This is a genomic window from Marinococcus sp. LNSP9103-4, from assembly GCF_056034345.1.
Map to the genome: position 1 here is coordinate 39,498 of NZ_JBQLIA010000020.1, position 19,947 is coordinate 59,444.

33 protein-coding genes are annotated in these 19,947 nt (G+C 45.8%); 31 read left to right on the plus strand and 2 right to left on the minus strand.

The genetic code is table 11. From position 1 onward, the window contains the following. Positions 1-19 precede the first annotated feature (19 nt). The 30 genes from rplV (at position 20) to rpsI (ending at position 16,428) form a co-directional block, all read left to right on the plus strand. Positions 20-361 (plus strand): 50S ribosomal protein L22, encoded by a 342-nt coding sequence (gene rplV / locus ACTRXG_RS12930; protein WP_022794473.1) that lies wholly within the window; start codon positions 20-22, stop codon positions 359-361. 3 nt (positions 362-364) lie between these two features. Beyond that, a complete protein-coding gene (gene rpsC, locus ACTRXG_RS12935; RefSeq protein ID WP_462868227.1) occupies positions 365-1,024 on the plus strand; it encodes a 30S ribosomal protein S3 in 660 nt (219 codons plus the stop codon). A 1-nt stretch (position 1,025) separates the two neighbouring features. Continuing rightward, positions 1,026-1,460, plus strand: a complete 435-nt coding sequence (gene rplP / locus ACTRXG_RS12940; protein WP_022794475.1) for a 50S ribosomal protein L16 — start codon at positions 1,026-1,028, stop codon at positions 1,458-1,460. Then, complete coding sequence (gene rpmC, locus ACTRXG_RS12945; protein WP_091616711.1) at positions 1,450-1,653, plus strand: 50S ribosomal protein L29; 204 nt, start codon at positions 1,450-1,452, stop codon at positions 1,651-1,653. The genes rplP and rpmC overlap by 11 nt, the downstream gene beginning before the upstream one ends. 23 nt (positions 1,654-1,676) lie before the next feature. After that, complete coding sequence (rpsQ, locus tag ACTRXG_RS12950) at positions 1,677-1,943, plus strand: 30S ribosomal protein S17 (RefSeq protein ID WP_462868226.1); 267 nt, start codon at positions 1,677-1,679, stop codon at positions 1,941-1,943. 32 nt (positions 1,944-1,975) lie between these two features. After that, the gene (rplN, locus tag ACTRXG_RS12955; RefSeq protein ID WP_079475114.1) at positions 1,976-2,344 is read left to right on the plus strand and encodes a 50S ribosomal protein L14; all 369 of its coding nucleotides are present in this window, start codon (positions 1,976-1,978) and stop codon (positions 2,342-2,344) included. A 47-nt stretch (positions 2,345-2,391) separates the two neighbouring features. Continuing rightward, complete coding sequence (rplX, locus tag ACTRXG_RS12960; RefSeq protein WP_079475115.1) at positions 2,392-2,715, plus strand: 50S ribosomal protein L24; 324 nt, start codon at positions 2,392-2,394, stop codon at positions 2,713-2,715. A gap of 31 nt (positions 2,716-2,746) precedes the next feature. Next, positions 2,747-3,286 carry a 50S ribosomal protein L5 gene (gene rplE / locus ACTRXG_RS12965; RefSeq protein WP_022794480.1) on the plus strand — a complete coding sequence of 180 codons (540 nt, stop codon included), beginning with the start codon at positions 2,747-2,749 and terminating at the stop codon, positions 3,284-3,286. A 64-nt stretch (positions 3,287-3,350) separates the two neighbouring features. After that, positions 3,351-3,749, plus strand: a complete 399-nt coding sequence (gene rpsH, locus ACTRXG_RS12970; RefSeq protein ID WP_079475117.1) for a 30S ribosomal protein S8 — start codon at positions 3,351-3,353, stop codon at positions 3,747-3,749. A gap of 32 nt (positions 3,750-3,781) precedes the next feature. Next, on the plus strand, positions 3,782-4,318 hold the full coding sequence (gene rplF, locus ACTRXG_RS12975; protein ID WP_474263643.1) for a 50S ribosomal protein L6: 537 nt from the start codon (positions 3,782-3,784) through the stop codon (positions 4,316-4,318). A gap of 45 nt (positions 4,319-4,363) precedes the next feature. Further along, positions 4,364-4,723 carry a 50S ribosomal protein L18 gene (rplR, locus tag ACTRXG_RS12980; RefSeq protein WP_298788702.1) on the plus strand — a complete coding sequence of 120 codons (360 nt, stop codon included), beginning with the start codon at positions 4,364-4,366 and terminating at the stop codon, positions 4,721-4,723. Positions 4,724-4,743: 20 nt separating this feature from the next. Next, entirely contained in the window at positions 4,744-5,244 is a 501-nt protein-coding gene (gene rpsE, locus ACTRXG_RS12985) for a 30S ribosomal protein S5 (RefSeq protein ID WP_022794484.1), read from the plus strand. A gap of 13 nt (positions 5,245-5,257) precedes the next feature. Continuing rightward, positions 5,258-5,443 carry a 50S ribosomal protein L30 gene (rpmD, locus tag ACTRXG_RS12990; RefSeq protein ID WP_091616703.1) on the plus strand — a complete coding sequence of 62 codons (186 nt, stop codon included), beginning with the start codon at positions 5,258-5,260 and terminating at the stop codon, positions 5,441-5,443. A 35-nt stretch (positions 5,444-5,478) separates the two neighbouring features. Further along, a complete protein-coding gene (gene rplO, locus ACTRXG_RS12995; RefSeq protein WP_298788697.1) occupies positions 5,479-5,919 on the plus strand; it encodes a 50S ribosomal protein L15 in 441 nt (146 codons plus the stop codon). Beyond that, positions 5,919-7,211: a preprotein translocase subunit SecY gene (secY, locus tag ACTRXG_RS13000; protein WP_322527237.1), complete on the plus strand. Its 1,293-nt coding sequence runs from the start codon at positions 5,919-5,921 to the stop codon at positions 7,209-7,211. The genes rplO and secY overlap by 1 nt, the downstream gene beginning before the upstream one ends. 70 nt (positions 7,212-7,281) lie before the next feature. Further along, complete coding sequence (locus tag ACTRXG_RS13005; RefSeq protein ID WP_474285350.1) at positions 7,282-7,935, plus strand: adenylate kinase; 654 nt, start codon at positions 7,282-7,284, stop codon at positions 7,933-7,935. A 251-nt stretch (positions 7,936-8,186) separates the two neighbouring features. Beyond that, positions 8,187-8,495, plus strand: a complete 309-nt coding sequence (locus tag ACTRXG_RS13010; protein ID WP_022794489.1) for a KOW domain-containing RNA-binding protein — start codon at positions 8,187-8,189, stop codon at positions 8,493-8,495. Between the two features lie 3 nt (positions 8,496-8,498). Next, positions 8,499-8,717, plus strand: coding sequence for a translation initiation factor IF-1 (gene infA, locus ACTRXG_RS13015; RefSeq protein WP_022794490.1), 219 nt, complete (start codon positions 8,499-8,501; stop codon positions 8,715-8,717). A 70-nt stretch (positions 8,718-8,787) separates the two neighbouring features. Then, the gene (gene rpmJ / locus ACTRXG_RS13020) at positions 8,788-8,901 is read left to right on the plus strand and encodes a 50S ribosomal protein L36 (protein WP_084687350.1); all 114 of its coding nucleotides are present in this window, start codon (positions 8,788-8,790) and stop codon (positions 8,899-8,901) included. Positions 8,902-8,919: 18 nt separating this feature from the next. Further along, complete coding sequence (gene rpsM / locus ACTRXG_RS13025) at positions 8,920-9,288, plus strand: 30S ribosomal protein S13 (RefSeq protein WP_022794491.1); 369 nt, start codon at positions 8,920-8,922, stop codon at positions 9,286-9,288. A 26-nt stretch (positions 9,289-9,314) separates the two neighbouring features. Further along, entirely contained in the window at positions 9,315-9,710 is a 396-nt protein-coding gene (gene rpsK / locus ACTRXG_RS13030) for a 30S ribosomal protein S11 (RefSeq protein ID WP_022794492.1), read from the plus strand. Between the two features lie 131 nt (positions 9,711-9,841). After that, positions 9,842-10,786, plus strand: coding sequence for a DNA-directed RNA polymerase subunit alpha (locus ACTRXG_RS13035; RefSeq protein ID WP_022794494.1), 945 nt, complete (start codon positions 9,842-9,844; stop codon positions 10,784-10,786). Between the two features lie 36 nt (positions 10,787-10,822). Then, positions 10,823-11,182 carry a 50S ribosomal protein L17 gene (rplQ, locus tag ACTRXG_RS13040; RefSeq protein ID WP_022794495.1) on the plus strand — a complete coding sequence of 120 codons (360 nt, stop codon included), beginning with the start codon at positions 10,823-10,825 and terminating at the stop codon, positions 11,180-11,182. A 137-nt stretch (positions 11,183-11,319) separates the two neighbouring features. Further along, positions 11,320-12,123: an energy-coupling factor transporter ATPase gene (locus ACTRXG_RS13045; RefSeq protein WP_474263647.1), complete on the plus strand. Its 804-nt coding sequence runs from the start codon at positions 11,320-11,322 to the stop codon at positions 12,121-12,123. 4 nt (positions 12,124-12,127) lie between these two features. Continuing rightward, on the plus strand, positions 12,128-13,003 hold the full coding sequence (locus ACTRXG_RS13050) for an energy-coupling factor transporter ATPase (RefSeq protein ID WP_474285352.1): 876 nt from the start codon (positions 12,128-12,130) through the stop codon (positions 13,001-13,003). Then, positions 12,996-13,793, plus strand: coding sequence for an energy-coupling factor transporter transmembrane component T family protein (locus tag ACTRXG_RS13055; protein ID WP_474263651.1), 798 nt, complete (start codon positions 12,996-12,998; stop codon positions 13,791-13,793). The genes ACTRXG_RS13050 and ACTRXG_RS13055 overlap by 8 nt, the downstream gene beginning before the upstream one ends. Positions 13,794-13,812: 19 nt before the next feature. After that, positions 13,813-14,550 carry a tRNA pseudouridine(38-40) synthase TruA gene (gene truA / locus ACTRXG_RS13060; protein ID WP_474285353.1) on the plus strand — a complete coding sequence of 246 codons (738 nt, stop codon included), beginning with the start codon at positions 13,813-13,815 and terminating at the stop codon, positions 14,548-14,550. Positions 14,551-14,620: 70 nt separating this feature from the next. Further along, positions 14,621-15,355: a hypothetical protein gene (locus ACTRXG_RS13065; protein WP_474285355.1), complete on the plus strand. Its 735-nt coding sequence runs from the start codon at positions 14,621-14,623 to the stop codon at positions 15,353-15,355. A 222-nt stretch (positions 15,356-15,577) separates the two neighbouring features. Next, complete coding sequence (rplM, locus tag ACTRXG_RS13070; protein WP_322527231.1) at positions 15,578-16,015, plus strand: 50S ribosomal protein L13; 438 nt, start codon at positions 15,578-15,580, stop codon at positions 16,013-16,015. Between the two features lie 20 nt (positions 16,016-16,035). Then, a complete protein-coding gene (rpsI, locus tag ACTRXG_RS13075; protein ID WP_091616686.1) occupies positions 16,036-16,428 on the plus strand; it encodes a 30S ribosomal protein S9 in 393 nt (130 codons plus the stop codon). 183 nt (positions 16,429-16,611) lie between these two features. On the opposite strand, the gene ACTRXG_RS13080 is transcribed toward rpsI, so the two are convergent. Further along, complete coding sequence (locus tag ACTRXG_RS13080; protein WP_474285356.1) at positions 16,612-17,181, minus strand: YdeI/OmpD-associated family protein; 570 nt, start codon at positions 17,179-17,181, stop codon at positions 16,612-16,614. A 411-nt stretch (positions 17,182-17,592) separates the two neighbouring features. Between ACTRXG_RS13080 and ACTRXG_RS13085 the strand changes: the two genes are divergently transcribed. Beyond that, complete coding sequence (locus ACTRXG_RS13085; protein WP_462868219.1) at positions 17,593-18,645, plus strand: P-loop NTPase; 1,053 nt, start codon at positions 17,593-17,595, stop codon at positions 18,643-18,645. A 48-nt stretch (positions 18,646-18,693) separates the two neighbouring features. Here the strand turns inward: ACTRXG_RS13085 and ACTRXG_RS13090 are convergent, their stop codons facing one another. Continuing rightward, positions 18,694-19,551, minus strand: coding sequence for an HAD family hydrolase (locus ACTRXG_RS13090; protein ID WP_474285357.1), 858 nt, complete (start codon positions 19,549-19,551; stop codon positions 18,694-18,696). Positions 19,552-19,947 lie beyond the last annotated feature (396 nt).

A 19,947-nucleotide genomic window follows, 5' to 3' on the forward strand; every position in this document is an offset into this window, starting at 1 on the left:
TGAGGGGAGGTAAAGAAACATGGAAGCAAAAGCAGTAGCAAAGCAGATCCGTATCGCCCCCCGCAAGGCTCGTCTTGTGATAGACCTAGTCCGGGGAAGATCCGTCGGAGAAGCTATTGCCATCCTTAAGAACACGCCAAAATCGGCGTCTCCGATTGTTGAGAAAGTTATTAACTCTGCTATCGCCAACGCAGAGCACAACTATGAGATGGAACCAGAAAATCTTTACATCAGCCAAGCATTCGTAGACGAGGGAGTAACACTCAAACGTTTCCGCCCACGTGCAATGGGGCGCGCAAGCCGCATTAACAAACGTACGAGTCACATTACTGTAATCGTCGAAGAAAAAAAGGAGGGATAACGCGTGGGACAAAAAGTTAATCCTATCGGACTTCGTGTTGGAGTCATCCGTGATTGGGAATCGAAATGGTATTCGGAAAAAGAATACGCGACTTTGCTTCATGAAGACTACAGAGTGCGCCGTCACATCGAAACGAAGCTCGTTGACGCTTCTATTTCTACTGTGGAAATCGAACGTGCGGCAAACCGTGTGAATATTACGATCCATACTGCGAAACCAGGAATGGTTATCGGCCGCGGTGGCTCGGAAGTGGAAGCACTCCGTAAAGACTTGAACAACCTGACTAACAAGCGGGTTCACATTAACATTGCAGAAATAAAGCAGGCAGACATGGATGCCCGTCTCGTAGCGGCAAACATTGCCCGCCAGCTTGAAAATCGTATTTCTTTCCGTCGTGCAATGAAACAGTCTATTCAGCGTACGATGCGCGCAGGAGCAAAAGGGATCCGGACAGAAGTAAACGGACGCTTAGGCGGCGCAGACATCGCCCGCTCTGAAAGATACAGTGAAGGAACAGTACCTCTCCATACGTTGCGTGCAGATATTGATTATGGCACTGCAGAAGCAGATACAACGTACGGTAAACTGGGTGTAAAAATCTGGATTTATCGCGGAGAAGTCCTTCCAACGAAAGGAACGAACAAAGAGGAAGGAGGCAACTAATATGTTATTGCCAAAACGCGTAAAGTATCGTCGCGAACACCGTGGCAAAATGAGAGGCCGTGCAAAAGGCGGCAAAGAAATCACTTTTGGCGAGTACGGACTGCAGGCAGTGGAAGCTTCCTGGATCACGAACCGCCAGATCGAATCTGCACGTATCGCTATGACTCGTTATATGAAACGTGGCGGTAAAGTCTGGATCAAAATCTTCCCGGACAAGCCATACACAGCGAAGCCCCTCGAAGTCCGCATGGGTTCCGGTAAAGGTTCTCCTGAAGGCTGGGTAGCTGTTGTAAAACCAGGAAAGATCATGTTTGAAATTGCCGGGGTTAACGAAGAAATTGCCCGTGAGGCTTTGAGACTTGCAGCTCACAAGTTACCGATTAAAACGAAATTTGTGAAACGCGAAGAAGTGGGTGGTGAGGCAAATGAGAGCTAATGAATTGAGAGATCTAACCACAGTAGAAATCGAAGACCAAACAAAAAGCCTGAAAGAAGAACTTTTTAACCTTCGTTTTCAATTAGCGACTGGTCAGTTGGAAAATCCCGCCCGCATCCGTACTGTAAGAAAAGATATTGCACGTGCCAAAACCGTGTTGCGTGAACGTGAACTCGGGATGAACAAAGGCTAAAAGGAAAAGGAGGTTAAACCAATATGGCTGAAGAACGTAACAACCGTAAGGTTTATAACGGCCGCGTGACATCCGATAAAATGGATAAAACGATTGCTGTTGTTGTTGAAACTTATAAAAAAGACCCGTTGTACGGCAAACGTGTCAGAGACTCCAAAAAGTTTAAAGCCCACGATGAAGAAAACACTGCAAAAGTTGGCGACATCGTCCAGATCATGGAAACCCGCCCGCTTTCGAAAGACAAGCGTTTTCGTCTCGTGAAAGTAATAGAAGAATCAGTTATTCTTTAAATCGTTTTTAAAGAAAGGAGGTACCGTGACTTATGATCCAACAAGAATCACGCTTAAGAGTAGCGGATAACTCTGGTGCCCGCGAAGTACAGTGCATAAAAGTTTTAGGCGGTTCCGGCCGTAAAACTGCTAATATCGGTGATATGATTACATGCTCTGTCAAACAAGCAACACCAGGGGGCGTTGTCAAAAAAGGCGAAATAGTTCAGGCAGTTATTGTACGTTCCCGCAGCGGCGTTCGCCGTCCAGACGGTTCTTACATTCGCTTTGACGAAAACGCAGCTGTAATCGTACGTACGGACAAAGGACCACGTGGAACACGTATCTTTGGCCCAGTAGCAAGAGAGCTTCGTGATGAGCAGTATATGAAAATTATCTCCCTTGCACCGGAAGTTCTGTAATACAAATATCATGCGAAGTCGTGATGTCCCGTTAAGGAGGTGCGAAAATGGCCCAAAATAAGCTTCATGTTAAACAGGGTGAAAAAGTAAAAGTAATCAGCGGCAAGGATAAAGGCAAAGAAGGCGTTATCCTTAAAGCAATGCCTGCACAGGAACGTGTAATCGTCGAAGGTGTTAACATCGTGAAAAAACATGCGAAGCCTTCCCAGGAAAACCCACAAGGCGGTATCTTAAACCAAGAAGCTGCCATTCACGTATCAAACGTTATGCCGCTTGATCCGAAATCCGGCGAACCAACACGTGTTGGTCACAAGGTAGAGAACGGCAAAAAAGTACGTGTCGCCAAAAAATCAGGTGAAGCCCTGAACTAAGTAAGACAAAGGACGAGAGGAGGTCACACGAATGAACGCTTTAAAAGAAAAGTATCAAACATCAATCGTACCGAGTCTGCACGAGAAATTCGACTACTCTTCCGTAATGGGAGTACCGAAGGTTGATAAAATTGTTATTAACATGGGTGTTGGGGAAGCAGTACAAAACCCTCGCTCATTGGATAAAGCAGTAGAAGAGCTGGAAGCAATCAGCGGGCAGAAGCCTTTGATTACAAAAGCAAAACGTTCTATTGCAGGATTTAAACTTCGTGAAGGTATGCCAATCGGTGCAAAGGTAACTTTGCGCGGAGCACGTATGTATGACTTCCTGGAGAAATTAATCCACGTCACGCTTCCACGTGTCCGTGACTTCCGCGGTGTGTCAAACAAAGCATTTGACGGCCGTGGCAACTACACGCTTGGTGTACGCGAACAATTGATCTTCCCGGAAATTTCCTACGATCAGGTAGAAAAAGTACGCGGAATGGATATCGTTATCGTTACTACTGCTTCTACTGATGAAGAATCTTACGAGCTGCTCGATCAAATGGGCATGCCATTTCAAAAATAAATTATTCACGTAAACGCCGGCAGGCGCCGGCGCACGACCCCGTAACTGGGAGGGAGGTATTCAAATGGTCATGACAGATCCGATTGCTGATATGCTTACTCGTATCCGCAACGCAAACATGGTGAACCACGAGAAAGTAGAATTTCCTGCATCGAACCTTAAAAAAGAAATCGCTGAAATCCTCAAGCTGGAAGGTTTCATTCGCGACGTTGAATATGTCGATGATAAAAAACAGGGAATGATCCGCTTATTCTTAAAAACAGGTACGGAAAACAAGAAAGTTATTTCCGGTATCAAACGTATCAGTAAACCAGGTCTCCGTGTTTATGCAGGATCCAACGAGGTTCCTAAAGTGCTGGGCGGACTTGGTATCGCAGTGATTTCTACATCTAAAGGTGTTATGTCTGATAAAGAAGCAAGAAAACAAAACGTTGGCGGCGAAGTACTCGCATACGTTTGGTAATAAAATCGTTATAAAGAACGGAGGTGTGCAATATGTCTCGTATTGGCCTGAAACCAATCGAAATTCCAGAAGGCGTAACAATCGCTAAAGAAGGAAATACAGTAACAGTTAAAGGACCAAAAGGTGAATTGAGCCGTGATCTTCACCCGGTTATTACTGTGAATATTGGAGAGTCGGAAGTGACTTTTGAACGCCCTTCTGACAATAAAACGTACCGTTCGCTTCATGGTACGACCCGAAGCCTTGTAAACAACATGGTAGAAGGTGTAACAAAAGGGTACGAAAAGAACCTCGAGCTCGTCGGCGTAGGTTATCGTGCGCAGAAGACTGGCGAGAAGTTAGTGTTAAACGTTGGTTACTCCCACCCGGTAGAATTCGTTTCCGAGGAAGGAATCGATATTGAAGTACCTTCTAACACGAAAGTGACCGTCCGCGGTATTGATAAAGAACGCGTCGGGGCAGTAGCTTCCAACATTCGCTCTGTGCGTCTTCCTGAACCTTACAAAGGCAAAGGAATCCGCTACGAAGGTGAAGAAGTTCGCCGTAAAGAAGGTAAAACGGGTAAATAATCGGTTAATTAACATCGCAACAAGCACGAAAGGAGGAACTGTACGATGGCTCAAGCAACAAGTTATGAAAAACGTAAGAAACGCCATATGAGTATCCGCCGCAAAATCAGCGGCACACCAGAACGTCCTCGTCTGAACGTTTTCCGTTCTGCAAAGCATATCTATGCGCAGCTGATTGACGACGAAGCAGGAGTGACTCTGGCAGCAGCATCGACAATGGAGAAAAATTCCGGAATCGAAAATGGCGGCAATAAAGAGGCAGCCCGCAAAATCGGAGAAACTCTCGCCAAGCGTGCTACAGAAAAAGGCTATGACACAGTCGTTTTTGACCGGGGTGGATTTGTTTATCACGGCCGTGTTCAAGAACTCGCTGAAGCAGCCCGCGAGAACGGACTAAAATTCTAAAAAGTAAGGGAGGGACAAGAATGCAAAGTATTGATCCGAATAAACTGGAGCTTGAAGAACGTGTTGTAACCATCAACCGTGTCGCAAAAGTTGTAAAAGGTGGACGTAACTTCCGCTTTGCAGCACTCGTAGTAGTTGGAGACCGTAACGGCCACGTCGGCTTTGGCCAGGGTAAAGCTATTGAAGTACCAGAAGCAATCCGTAAGGCGGTAGAAAACGCTAAAAAGGACCTTGTACAGATTCCGATCGTAGGAACAACTATTCCACACGAAATCACTGGTCACTTCGGCGCAGGCAACGTTCTATTGAAGCCTGCATCTGAAGGTACTGGGGTAATCGCTGGAGGACCGGTACGTGCCATCTTAGAGCTTGGCGGCGTACAGGACATTCTGTCGAAATCTCTCGGTTCCAACAATCCTATTAACATGGTTCGCGCTACTATCAACGGATTAACTTCTTTGAAAACAGCTGAAGAAGTAGCTAAATTGCGTGGTAAGAGCGTCGAAGAATTGTTAGGATAAGGGGGGAAAGCAAATGGCCAAACAATTGGAAATCACCCTTACCCGCAGTATGATCGGGCGCCCGGAAGAACAACGTGTTACAGTCCGTACACTTGGTTTGCATAAAATCAACCGTACGGTAGTAAAAGAAGACAATCCTGCAATCCGCGGTATGGTGAACAAAGTATCTCACCTGCTGACGGTAAAAGAACTGAACTAATAAATTTCATTCCTAAATGACAGGGAGGTGGCAACATGAAACTCCACGAACTTCAGCCTGCAAAAGGCAAAAACAAACAGCGTAACCGTGTAGGCCGCGGGCCGGCTTCCGGCAACGGCAAAACTTCCGGCCGCGGACAAAAAGGGCAGAACGCCCGTTCCGGCGGTGGTGTACGTCCAGGTTTTGAAGGTGGGCAGAACCCTATCTTCAAGCGTTTGCCAAAACGCGGCTTTACGAATATTAATCGTAAAGAGTACGCTATTGTTAATGTGGAAACGCTCAACAGCTTCGACAACGGTACAACAGTAACTCCAGAAGCGTTGCTTGAAAAAGGCGTAATCAGCAAGTACAAAGATGGCGTGAAAATTTTAGGCGACGGCAAGTTGGAGAAAGAGCTTCAGGTGCACGCGAACAAGTTCTCTGCTTCAGCAGTGCAAGCAATTGAGGCAGCAGGCGGAAAAACCGAGGTGGTCTAATGTTCCGCACGATTATCAACATGTTTCGTGTGAGTGACATTCGAAACAAGGTGTTGTTCACCTTAGCCATGTTGATTATATTTCGGATCGGAAGTTTTATTCCGGTGCCTGGAACAAACCGCCAGGTGCTAAATTTCTCTGATGAAGCAAGTGCATTTGGCTTTTTAAACACGTTTGGAGGCGGGGCGCTGTCGCAGTATTCCATATTTGCGATGGGCGTCATGCCATACATTACCGCTTCAATTGTGGTACAATTGCTTCGTATGGATGTTGTGCCTAAATTTTCGGAATGGGCAAAGCAGGGGGAAACAGGAAGACGGAAACTGAATCAGTTCACCCGTTATTTTACTATTGTTCTTGCGTTTGTTCAGGGACTTGGAATGTCAGTTGGGTTTAACAACTATTTTCCAGGGCTTATTCCGGACCCAAATGCTGCAAAGTATATATTTATTGCGTTGATAATGACAGCCGGCACGGCTTTTTTAATGTGGCTTGGTGAGCAAATCACTGCAAAAGGTGTGGGGAACGGTATCTCTATCCTGATCTTTGCCGGTATTGCGGCGGGTATTCCTAATGGAATCAACCAAATTTATGCGACGCAGATCGAGGATGCTGGCGGAGAGTTATATATAGGCATTATCACTATAGCGCTTCTGGCAGTAGCAGTTCTTGCTATTATTGTAGGCGTCATTTTTGTACAGCAGGCGCTGCGCAAAATTCCTATTCAATACGCAAAACGAACTGTTGGACGGAGCCCGGTTGGCGGCCAGTCGACACATCTTCCTTTAAAAGTAAACGCTGCAGGGGTTATCCCGGTAATTTTTGCTTTGGCGTTATTTATTTTTCCGCCAACAGCAGCGAGCTTTATTGGGGAAGAGAATGCGATTGCCAACTGGATTGTAAATAACTTTGATTATACGCAGCCTATAGGAATGGTCGTATATGCAGCTTTAATCATTGCGTTTACGTACTTTTATGCCTTTGTGCAGGTGAATCCCGAACAAATGACGGAGAACCTGAAAAAGCAGGGGGGCTACATTCCCGGCATACGCCCAGGGTTTGCCACTGAAAAGTACATCCGGCGGACGCTCTACAGGCTTACATTCGTCGGAGCCCTGTTTTTAACCGTGGTTGCCATCATTCCAGTCTTTTTCATCACACAGATGGGTCTCCCACAGTCGATTCAAATTGGCGGTACAGGCCTTCTAATCGTTGTAGGGGTTGCTTTGGAAACGATGAAGCAAGTAGAAAGCCAGTTAGTTAAACGGAACTATCGCGGTTTCATTAAATAGAATTGGCCTCGAAGACGAAGCTCGCCTATGCCGCTTCCCTTCGGGTAAAATAGTCGTTGGAGGAGATAGCGTGAATCTGATATTGATGGGGCTGCCGGGTGCTGGAAAAGGCACGCAGGCTGCAACAATTAGTGAAGAATACAATATTCCCCACATTTCTACTGGGGATATGTTCCGCGCAGCCATTAAAGAAGAGACCGAGCTTGGCAGACAGGCAAAGTCTTACATGGATGCTGGTGATTTAGTTCCAGACGAAGTCACAAACGGTATTGTTGAAGAACGTTTGCAGAAAGAAGACTGCCGAAACGGATTTTTGCTCGATGGTTTTCCTAGAACTCCGGCACAGGCTGGTGCACTGGAAAAAATGCTGGCGGATATGGGCAGGCAGCTCGATTACGTACTGAACATCGATGTTCCAAAAGAAAAACTTGAAGAACGTCTTACCGGCCGTCGCGTTTCCCCTTCTTCAGGCAGGACTTATCACGTGATTTACAATCCGCCGAAGCAGGAAGGGATTGACGATGTAGACGGAAGTGAACTCGTTCAGCGCGATGATGATAAACCGGAAACGGTTAAGCGCCGTTTGGAAGTAAACATTGAACAGCAGCAGCCGCTGATTGATTTCTATGAAGAAAAAGGATATCTCCGTAACATCGATGGAGATCAGGATATAGATAAAGTATTTCATGACATTGAAGCACTCTTGAAAGACCTTCGTGCATGATTGTTTGTAAAACGGGTCGGGAACTCGTTATAATACGGGAAGTGCGATGTGGCAGAAGCGTTTCATAAGTAACGCGGAGCCCATCGGATACGACCCGGGAACATGATGCAATACCATCATTTTAGGGGTACACTGAATTTGCCTAGAGCAAACACGTATACACCCTCTCCGATGGTTGGACAACCTGGTCCGTTTATTACGGTTTCAGGTTGCTAAATCCTAACGAAGCCTAAGGAAAAGAGGATGCATGCATGAAAGATTCGGAGTCAAGGCGACCCGATCTGGGACAAATCGTTCGAGTGACCCGGGGGCGCGAAGCTGGTCAGTACGCGGTAGTAATCGATGTGCTGGATGATAAGTTTCTGATGCTGGCGGACGGGGAAAGACGAAAGTTCGATCGGGGAAAGAAAAAAAACACGTCCCACGTAGAATTGCTTTCGTATATTTCGCCGGAGGTACAGTCGAGTTTAATAGAAACCGGCCGAGTGACTAACGCGAAAATCCGGCACGCTCTTTACACCTTTTTTGAACAAGAAGCCTTATTTGAAAAGGAGAATTAATTCATGGCTAAAGATGATGTTATTGAAATGGAAGGTACGGTGGTTGAGCCTCTTCCAAACGCTATGTTTCGTGTCGAGCTTGAAAATGGACACAAAATTTTAGCGCATGTTTCCGGTAAGATTCGTATGCACTTTATCCGGATTCTTCCTGGTGATAAAGTAACTGTAGAAATTTCACCGTACGATCTTTCCCGCGGACGTATTACGTACCGCTACAAATAGACCCGCAAGTTCATTCTTGAGCACTCTTACCAATGCATGGCATGCATGCAGTGAAGGAGGTAAATGGAAAATGAAAGTAAGAGCTTCCGTTAAAAAGATTTGTGACAATTGTAAAGTTATTCGCCGTAAAGGTTCGGTAATGGTAATTTGCTCGAACCCGAAGCATAAACAAAGACAAGGATAATAAAAAGGAGGTGCCCGCATGGCACGTGTTGCAGGAGTAGATATTCCGCGTGATAAGCGTATTGCTATTTCACTCACTTACGTATACGGCATCGGCAAATCGCTTGCAGTTCAGGTTCTGAACGAAGCTGACGTTGACCAAAACACCCGTGTGCGTGATTTAACAGAAGACGAACTCGCCCGTATCCGTACGGCTATTGATAACAACCATACGGTAGAAGGGGATCTTCGCCGTGAAACGTCCCTCGACATCAAACGCTTGATGGAGATCGGAAGCTATCGTGGAATCCGTCATCGTCGTGGACTGCCGCTTCGCGGACAAAACACGAAGAACAATTCCCGTACCCGTAAAGGTCCGCGTCGTACAGTAGCAAACAAACGTAAATAATTTATTCATAAAGGAGGTTACCTATTATGGCAAAAGCAAAGTCGAACGCACCACGTAAACGCCGTCAGCGCAAGAATATAGAGTCGGGTGTGGCTCATATCCGCTCGACGTTTAACAACACGATTGTAAACATTACGGACGTCCAGGGAAACACACTTGCATGGGCAAGCGCTGGAGTGCTTGGTTTCAAAGGTTCCCGTAAATCCACTCCATTCGCAGCTCAAATGACTGCAGAAACAGCAACAAAAGCTGCAATGGAACACGGATTGAAAAGCGTAGAAGTTACAGTGAAAGGTCCAGGAGCTGGACGTGAAGCTGCAATTCGTTCCCTTCAGGCAACCGGTGTAGAAGTTACGGTCATTCGTGATGTTACGCCAGTACCTCATAACGGGTGCCGCCCGCCAAAACGTCCACGTGCATAACTGAAAGCGAACATGACTATTGCAAAGGATTCAGGCTAAAAGGAGTGCTTTTGCATTTCGCTTTCCTGTTTTCCTTACTTTCCGGCACCGGCTGCCGGATGTACGACGTTTGAAGGAGGGTACGCAAACAAATGATCGAAATTGAAAAGCCTAACATTGAAGCGGTCGAAGTGAGCGAAGATGCCAAGTTTGGCAAATTTGTTGTTGAACCATTGGAACGTGGTTATGGTACTACCCTGGGGAATTCCCTGCGTCGTATTCTTTTATCCTCGTTACCGGGAGCAGCGGTTTCTACGGTTCAAATCGATGGGGTTCTTCACGAGTTTTCTACGATTGAAGGCGTACTTGAAGACGTAACAACCATTATTTTGAATTTGAAAAAGCTTGCTTTAAAGGTGTACTCTGATGATGAAAAAGTGCTTGAAGTTGATGTGCAGGGAGAAGGTACGATATCTGCACGGGATATCACGCACGACAGCGACGTGGAAATTCTAAATCCGGATCTTCACATCGCTACGTTATCAAAAAACGCCAACCTGCATATGCGCCTTACCGCTCATCGCGGACGCGGTTATGTCCCGGCTGAAGGAAACAACAGCGACGACCTTCCAATCGGTGTCATTCCCATTGATTCTATTTATACGCCGGTCGAGCGTGTAAATTACCAGGTGGAAAATACTCGTGTCGGACAGATTACCAACTACGATAAGTTAACGTTGGATGTCTGGACAGACGGCAGCATCCGTCCCGAAGAGGCAGTATCCCTTGGTGCAAAAATCATGAATGAGCACTTGAATATCTTTATCGGCCTGACCGATCAAGCACAGAATGCGGAGATTATGGTGGAAAAAGAGGAAGACCAAAAAGAAAAAGTGCTTGAAATGACAATTGAAGAGCTTGATCTTTCGGTCCGTTCTTATAACTGCCTGAAACGCGCAGGCATCAATACTGTGCAGGAGCTGACGCAGAAGTCAGAAGAAGATATGATGAAAGTCCGCAACCTCGGACGCAAATCGCTGGAAGAAGTTCAGGAAAAACTCGGTGAACTCGGCCTCGGATTGCGCGAAGAGGACTAATCATAAATATTTGTTTGATCAAAGGAGGGAATTGTAATGCCATACTCAAAGCTTGGACGCGACACATCGGCAAGAAAAGCGCTCTTTCGTGATTTGACTACCGACCTTATTATTAACGGCCGGATCGAAACAACTCACGCAAAAGCGAAGGAAGTACAGCCGATCGCAGAAAAAATTATTACTCTTGGAAAACGTGGAGATTTGCACGCCCGCCGTCAGGCAGCTGCATTCGTTCGCAAGGAAACAGCTAATGAAGAAGGCCAGGATGCTGTTCAGAAGCTGTTCTCTGAAATCGGTCCTCGTTACGAAGACCGTCAAGGCGGATACACGCGCGTACTGAAACTCGGACCGCGCCGTGGAGACGCTGCTGAAATGGCTATTATCGAACTTGTATAAACGGGAAGCCCTCGTTTATACATTTCTTTCATTTGCAAATGAAGGTAACATGTAAAAGAGGCAGGACGATGTCTGTAAAGACTGCGTCTTGCTTTTTTTCTATGCAAAAATCGAACATTAAAGGGAGGGGAGAGGGCATGGCGATTATCGAACTCCAGAATCTTGAATATCAATACGAGGAAAGCGACGAAAAGGTGTTGAAAGGATTAAATAAAAAGATTCATAAAGGGGAATGGCTTTCGATTATAGGAGCCAATGGTTCCGGGAAATCGACACTCTCCCGTCTCTTTAACGGCCTTTCCCAGCCGACCGGAGGGGCTGTTCTTGTGCTGGGTAAAAAGACAACAGATGAGAATTCTCTGCAAATGATTCGGCGGGAAGTGGGGATGGTTTTCCAAAACCCTGAGCATCAGTTTGTGGCTCCGACGGTGCGTGACGATATTGCTTTTGGAATGGAAAACGCCGGAATTCCGCGAGAAGTAATGCTCGAACGCATTGACGAAGTCAGCCGCTGGGTAAACATCGGGCATATTTTACATATGGAGCCGCACCGCCTGTCGGGAGGCCAGAAGCAGCGGGCGGCGATAGCCGGAGTTCTTGCTTTACGCCCTCAGGTGATGGTGTTTGATGAATCGACCTCCATGCTTGACCCGAATGGCAGAAAAGAAATTTTGGAAACAATGAACCGGCTGTGCCGCGAATCGGGCATCACAATCGTATCGATTACTCATTATCTTGAAGAAGCCTTTATGTCCGACCGTATTTGGTTCATGAAAGCAGGACGAATCGAAAAAGATGTAACTACGGCCAGCATCCCGGATCAGCTGGAGTGGATGGAGGCAGAAGGGATGCCCCTTCCGTATAAATATCAGCTTTACAGAGAAGCAAAGAAGCGGAGGATCGATATACGAACGCTCCGTACCATGGTTGAAGGAGAGTAGCAGCATGGATGTGAATTTTCAAAACGTAAGCCATGTGTATATGAAAAAAACGCCGTTTGAAACATTAGCACTTAAAAACATAGATGCCTGCTTCCGCTCTTCTTCAGTGACGGCTGTTATTGGGCGTACCGGCTCCGGGAAATCAACACTTGTGCAGCACATCAATGGACTGCTTAAGCCGTCCGCCGGCGTGGTAACAGTAGGGGATTACCAGCTGGAAGCCAAAACAAAGCGAAAAATGGTCAAAACGGTGCGGAGTCATGTAGGAATGGTGTTTCAGTATCCCGAGCACCAGCTGTTCGAGGAAACCGTCGAAAAAGATTTATTGTTTGGGCCGAAAAATAAGGGAATGGACATAGCGGAGATACAAAAGAAGCTTCCAGAATTGCTGCAGCAGGTGGGGCTTAGTGAAACACTGCTGGAACGCTCGCCGTTCGAGCTGAGCGGGGGGCAGATGCGGAGGGTAGCAATAGCCGGGGTGCTTGCCACCAACCCGGACATTCTTATTCTGGACGAACCAACTGCTGGTCTCGATCCCCAGGGACAAAAAGAAATTCTGGAGCTATTTATGAACTGGCAGCTTATGTATCAGCCGACAACGATTATGATTACGCATCAAATGGAGGAGGCGGCTGCATTTGCTGAGTACATGTATGTGATGGAGGATGCAGAGATCAAAATGCAGGGAAAACCGGAAGCCATTTATGCCCAGCGGGAAAAGCTGCAGGGAATGGATTTGGATATCCCGGAGCAGGTACGGGTGCTTCAGCAGATTGAACGGGACAGCGGCATCCGCTTCCCCCATTATAAGCTTTCTCCGGCAGAAGCTGCAGATTACTGGGAGCAGGCCGTTCAGAACGGAGAGGTGCCACATGTTTGAAAATGTCATAATCGGCCAGTATCTGCCGGGGCGCTCCTTTCTTCATCATATGGATCCCCGGGCGAAGATTGCCGCCGTATTGTTTTTAATCATTGTAGTTTTTCTCGTGAACAGCTGGAATGGATATGCGCTTTTCGGAGCGGCGGCGATAGCCGTTTATTTTCTTTCCGGAGTGCCATTTCGATATATCCGCAAGGGAATGTTTCCGGTATTTATTTTAGTGATATTAACATTTTTTCTGCACGCTTTTTTTACAAGAGAAGGAGACATCCTCTTTTCGATCGGTATATTTTCGTTTTATGAGGAAGGCATCCGCCAGGGACTGTTTATTTCTCTTCGCTTGCTGCTGCTCGTGTATTTCACGTCGCTTTTAACGCTGACAACGAGCCCGATTGACCTTACAGATGCATTAGAGCAAATGTTTTCCCCGCTCGAGCGCTTTAGGTTTCCCGCCTACGATGTGGCGATGATGATGTCGATTGCGATCCGGTTTATTCCTACGCTCCTGCAGGAAACAGAAAAAATTATTAAAGCCCAGACGGCCCGCGGCGCTGATTTTAACAAAGGCTCCATGCGGGACCGGATGCAGGCATTTGTTTCTCTTCTAGTGCCGTTATTTGTACGTGCCTTCCGCCGGGCGGAGGATTTGGCCTATGCTATGGAGGCCCGCGGCTATAACGGAGGAGAAGGGCGGACAAAGCTCCGTCTGCTCGTGTGGGGCTGGAGAGATACTTTATGCTGCGTTCTGATCGCGGCATTTGGAGTTATTTTATTGTTTTTACGCCAGTAAACGAAAGGAGGAAAGTCCAATGCCGAGAGTGAAAGCAACAGTAGCGTATGATGGTACGTTTTTTGAAGGCTGGCAGGTGCAGCCGGGCCGCCGGACGGTCCAGAGAGAAATCGAGGAGGCGCTCCAGAAAATGCACAAAGGTGTCCATGTGCCAATCCATGCTTCAGGCCGGACGGATTCAGGTGTGCATGCAAAAGGCCAGGTATTCCATTTTGATTCTCCGCTGCAGCTGCCGGAGCACAAATGGGGAAAGGCCCTTGAATCCTTTCTGTCAAAAGATATCCACGTCTGGCACTCCGCGTATGCCAATGAAGATTTCCACGCACGTTTTGACGCAGTGGAGAAAGAGTACCGGTACTGCGTGCTGCTGCGTAAGGAGCGTGACGTGTTTCGCCGAAATCATGCCTTTTATTACCCATATCCAACGGACGTTGAAGCTGTGCAGAAGGCAGTCCGCTACATTGAAGGGGAGCACGACTTTTCCTCCTTTTGCGCTGCCAATACCGACGTGAAGGAAAAAACCCGCACGGTATACAAAGCAGATGCTACGCTAGACGGGGAGGAGCTGTGGTTTACGTTCCGCGGGTCGGGCTTTTTATACAATATGATTCGCATTGCTGTGGGAACGCTTCTCGAAATAGGAAAGGGCAACCGTTCCCCTGAAGAAATGAAATCTATTATTGAAACGAAGGAGCGGGCTGCTGCCGGTAACACGGCCCCCGGCCACGGTCTGTATCTTTGGAAGGTGAATTACTGACAGATGAAAGTATTTATCCAGGCCGGTTATAAAAAGCAGTAGTGGGTAGAAAATTAAGGGAGCTGAGGTTATGACGTTTGTAAGTTTTCTGTTCGTCCTTGTTTTTGCTGCTGTCCATGCTGCGGTTAAATTTGTCGGACGTATATCCAACGCAGGTCGCCGCAAGCTGATTTCGATTTCCGGTGGAGTAGCGATCGCTTACGTGTTTTCTATCACTCTGCCAAATTTGAGCACTTCTCAAAAGCAGATTGACAGCCAGACCAGTACTGCTTTTTTAGAAACGGTAAATAATGATGCTTACCTGGTGGCTATGGGGGGCCTGCTTCTAACCTATGCCCTTGAAAAGGTTGCTCATTCGTTTCATCGGGAAGACAGCGTGAGGGATCGTCTTCGGAGCGGGAACCTCTACTTTTTAATTCCGCTTATATTTTATACATTGTTTAATGTTATCGTAGGCTACCTGCTGCTTCATGGCCAAATGGGAACAGCAAAGGAAACTGTCTTTTATTTCGCTGCCCTTTCGGTCTATCTGTTAACCTCAGATATCAGCATGCGCTCCATCAATCATCGTCTCTTTGATAAATTTGGCCGGTGGTTTTTAGTAGCGGGAGTTTTAGCAGGCTGGCTCTTTGGATTGCTCATTGATTTAAAGGACGAGTGGGTGTCAGTTATCTATGCGTTTATTTCCGGGGGTATTATTTATCAGGTAATGCAGGAAGAAATACCTCAGCACCGGAAGAGCACGTTCCGGTATTTTGCCGCAGGCTGCGCACTGTACACAGTACTCTGGCTGGCCGTGCGTTAACAGTCTTTAAGGCCAGCTGAAAACGTAGCCGGCTACGGAAAAAATTGATTATAAAAAAACAACGTTTCCTGGTGTTTTAACATTGACATTTGGCCCCTATTATTATACGATGTTATTTGGCATTTCACGTCCCACTGCCCCGGGATACGGAATGATGAGCGTAAATATGACAAGTGATCGATGATATAATCGGCAGAGAATTGATTTAGGAGGGAAATAACTATGCGTACGACATACATGGCTAAGCCAGGCGACGTAAAACGCAAATGGTACGTAGTAGACGCACAAGGCCAGACACTCGGACGTCTTGCCAGTGAAGTCGCTGCAATCCTTCGCGGTAAAACAAAGCCACAATATACCCCGCACATTGACGTTGGGGATAACGTGATTATTGTTAATGCAGAAAAAATCCACTTAACCGGGAAAAAACTTTCTCAAAAGTATTATCACCGTCACAGCGGTTATCCGGGTGGACTGAGATCTACACGCGCAGACGACATGCGCCGTGAGAAACCAGAAAAAATGCTCGAAATTGCTATTAAAGGCATGCTTCCGAAAAATACTCTTGGCCGCGAACAAGGCAAGAAGTTATTCGTATACGAAGGCCCAGAGCACAAACACCACGCACAACAACCAGAAGAACTGCAACTGCGCGGTTAAAATAAAAGGAGGGACTACATTTGGCACAAGTACAATATTACGGTACTGGACGCCGGAAAAACTCATCGGCTAGAGTTTTTCTTGAGCCAGGCGATGGAAAAATCACTGTAAACGACCGTGAACTCGACGAGTATTTCAACCTTGAAACATTGAAGCTTGTTGTAAAGCAGCCACTCGCTGCTACAGGCACGGAAGGTTCTTATGACATTAAAGTAACTGTAAGAGGCGGCGGTTTCACCGGCCAGGCTGGTGCTATTCGTCACGGAGTAGCGCGCGCTCTCTTGAAAGTAGACCCGGATTTCCGTCCTACACTGAAATCTGAAGGCTACCTGACTCGTGACGCACGTATGAAAGAACGTAAAAAATACGGTCTCAAATCAGCACGTCGTGCGCCACAGTTCTCGAAGCGTTAATAAAATTATTGGTATACCAGCTTTCACAAAGGTTTTTGGTGCAGGTTGGATCAAATCAATAATCAATATTATGAAGAATTTAAAGCATCAGCATATCACATGGCTGGTGCTTTTTTTGATATTAATTTTAAGCAGTAATTTTATTTTAGTGAACGTTCTAAATTCCATTAATATCTTCTTTTATCAATAGTCGCTTAAACGGCCTTTGTCGTTCCATTGACCATACATTTTATTTTTTCTTGTGTTTTCAATAAATTTTTCCAATCTTTTACTAAAAATATCAGTTTCATTTCTATAGCTTTGTATTGTATCAATTCGAACTCTTTTATATAGGTCTGGGAAATTAATGAAATTTTGATACAATTGATAATCTTCTTTTAGGCGCAGTTCAATATCTTTATCAATGGTAAAAGATTCAGGCCTCATATCAGGAAGGACTTTCAATCCCTCTTCTTTCATCAAACCTAACTTTTCTAATCTTCGAACCCTTTCCTTATTTAATTCTGTCCAATTACTTTGTTTCTTTCGTGGGGAAAGCCTTTGAGCTAGCTCAGTGTCTGATAATTTTTTACTTATGCCATCAATCCAGCCAAAACATAATGCTTCCTCAACTACATCCAGATACTGAACGACACCTGGTTTTTCGGTCATACTTATTAAAACCCAACAATATTTTTCTGTATTTGAGTTCTCTTCGAGCCACTCTCTTAATTCCTGTCTTGTCTTAGCTGTAATTAGATTTTCAATTTCCATTTTGAACATACCCTTTCTATATTTAGTACTTAAGATAACGTTACAGATATGAGATGGAAAAAAAGAAAATTAATGCTGTATTTAAGTAATAACAATTTTTACAGTAAGTTGAACGGGCGTTTAGAGATATACTGTTAGTTTCCACGAGGGCGGTCACTTGACGCTGTAAGTGATGTATAGCTGAGTGCCCCTTTTTTACTTAATTATACGGTCTCCCGGGACACTTACCTATAAAGAACTGGCAAGAAAGTATATTTTTTTGACCGACTGTTAACCTCATTTGTTTGTATGTAGAGAAAAACAGCAGGTTTTAGTTGTAAACGTTTGAAATATGCTTCTTAAAAACGGTATGCTAGATAAGGAATGTTTCCAATAGTTACAGCTATAGTCTAGAGAAGGAAGGTGTGCAATGTGATTACAGAAGAACAGGTGCGCGAAGCACTTCAGTCCATAGAAGATCCTGATCTGGGGAAGCCGATTGTTGAAACCGGCGGCATCCGCAGTATCAGTGTCAAAGATGACAGCAAAGTGCGTTTAAAAATAGCATTGGCAAAGACTGGTACTCCCGAACAAATGCAGATGCAGCAGCAGGTAGTGGATACGATCAAAGAGGCCGGGGCCGACTCAGTAGGACTCCGTTTTGAGACTCTTGAACCCGAAGAAGTAGAAAAAGCCGGAGGCCTAAAAGGGGAAGAAGGACCGAAGATTTTATCCGAGGATAACAAAACTCAGTTTATTACCATTGCGAGCGGTAAAGGCGGAGTTGGTAAATCTACGGTTACAGTAAATACAGCTGTGGCGCTGGCCCGTGCCGGAAAAAAAGTAGGTATTATTGACGCAGACATTTACGGCTTCAGCGTACCGGACATGATGGGCATTGAAGAACGGCCGAAAGTACAGGATGAACGGATCTATCCGGTAGAGCGTTTCGGCGTTAAAGTCATTTCGATGGGATTCTTTGTAGAGGATAACGCTCCGGTAGTATGGAGAGGCCCGATGCTCGGAAAAATGCTGAACAACTTCTTTAACGAAGTGGAGTGGGGAGACCTTGATTACCTGCTCTTGGATCTTCCGCCGGGTACAGGGGATGTGGCACTCGATGTTCACACTACCCTGCCGGAAAGTCAGGAAATTATCGTCACTACGCCGCACCCGACGGCAGCATTTGTAGCAGCCCGTGCCGGAGCAATGGCGATAAAAACCAATCACCGTGTATTGGGTATTATTGAAAACATGGCTTATTATGAAAGCCGCAGCGGTGAGAAAGAATATGTCTTTGGTGAGGGCGGGGCAGACCGCCTGTCTGATGAGTTAAAGGTTGGCATTCTTAGCCGCATTCCATTGGGACAGCCGCTTGAAGATGATAGTGTGTTTGCCCCATCTGTTTATCAGCCGGAACATCCAATCGGTGAGCTTTATGATGAATTGGCGTCAACTATTATGAACAAAGTGCCTGTTGAATAGCAGTCAATAAACAGAAGCCGCCCGCAGATATCTGCGGGCGGCTTCTTTCTATTTATTGTATTGGATGAGATTTTCCATCGGCTGCTGCAGAGATGGAACAGTATAAATATATTTAGAAGGAGAATCAGCTAAAGGGCCTATATGAATGCCTTCAATCCCGAGCAGAACGCCGGGCATTACATCATTCATTAAGTTATCTCCAATGACCATCGTTTCCTGGGGGCTCACCCGGTACTCCTCCAATAATTTTTCGTAATGATCTTTCGTTTCGGCTGGTTTGTTGGCAGAAGTAATTCTAGTGTAGGGAGGAAGCAGATCATGAAGGTTTAATTGCTGTAAAATAGATTCTGCATCTTCATCGTCGCTATTGGTAACTAACACCATCTGCTTGCCGTTAGATTGAAGCCATTGCAGGCCGGACCGAAGCGAAGGAGTCTGGGAAAGCTGGAAGGATTCAGATGACATATATGTTTTTGTTTCCACGTAAGCGGCGTAGGCTTCTTCTTTCGAAACTCCGAAATGTCTGGCAGTAGCATGGGGAGTCCACCATCCGTCTCCGATAGCTATTTTTCTGTCAAAGTCAAAAGAAAGGTTCTTATACTCTTCCGCCCAAACAGAAGGTTTTATTTCTCTCCCGCTCCAATTGACGACTCTTACTGGTTGGGTGGTGACCGGGTCGAGGTAGAGAATCCGGTCGTTTTCTGCATCATATGCTGTACCTATCTGCAGATCACGTTCACCGTTTTGAACAGCTTCGTACTCGGAGAAAAACGCAGGCCGGTCTTTGTCTGCAATAAAGGCAGCCAGCCGTTCAGCATAATAATCAAAGTGTTCAGTATCCTCATATAGAGTGCCATCCAGATCAAAAATCAATAATTCTTTATCATTCCAATGAATATCGGCCAACGTTCAATTCTCTCCTTTCTTCCATTACATACCACTAGAATAGCATAAAATCCGAAGCAGTTAGTAATCAGAATGCAAAGGAAAGGCCTATAAAAGGTCTTATGGAATGAATAGCTAATTATACGTTAATTTATTTCTGCATTTTTTAAAAGAAATTATAAAAAATTGTTGACCGCTTAGAGCCACGGTGATATATTTATACATGCGCTTCCGAGAGAGGCGAAAAAACAGCAGCCGGAAATAATAAATTTCTTAAAAAGTTGTTGACTTTAACTTACCTACTTGGTATGATAGTAATTGTCGCTTTGAGCGGCAGATCGTTCTTTGAAAAGGAAAGACAAGCCAGAGCCCCAATCAAAAGCAACACATTTTTAGGGCATTTCGGATGCCACAGCA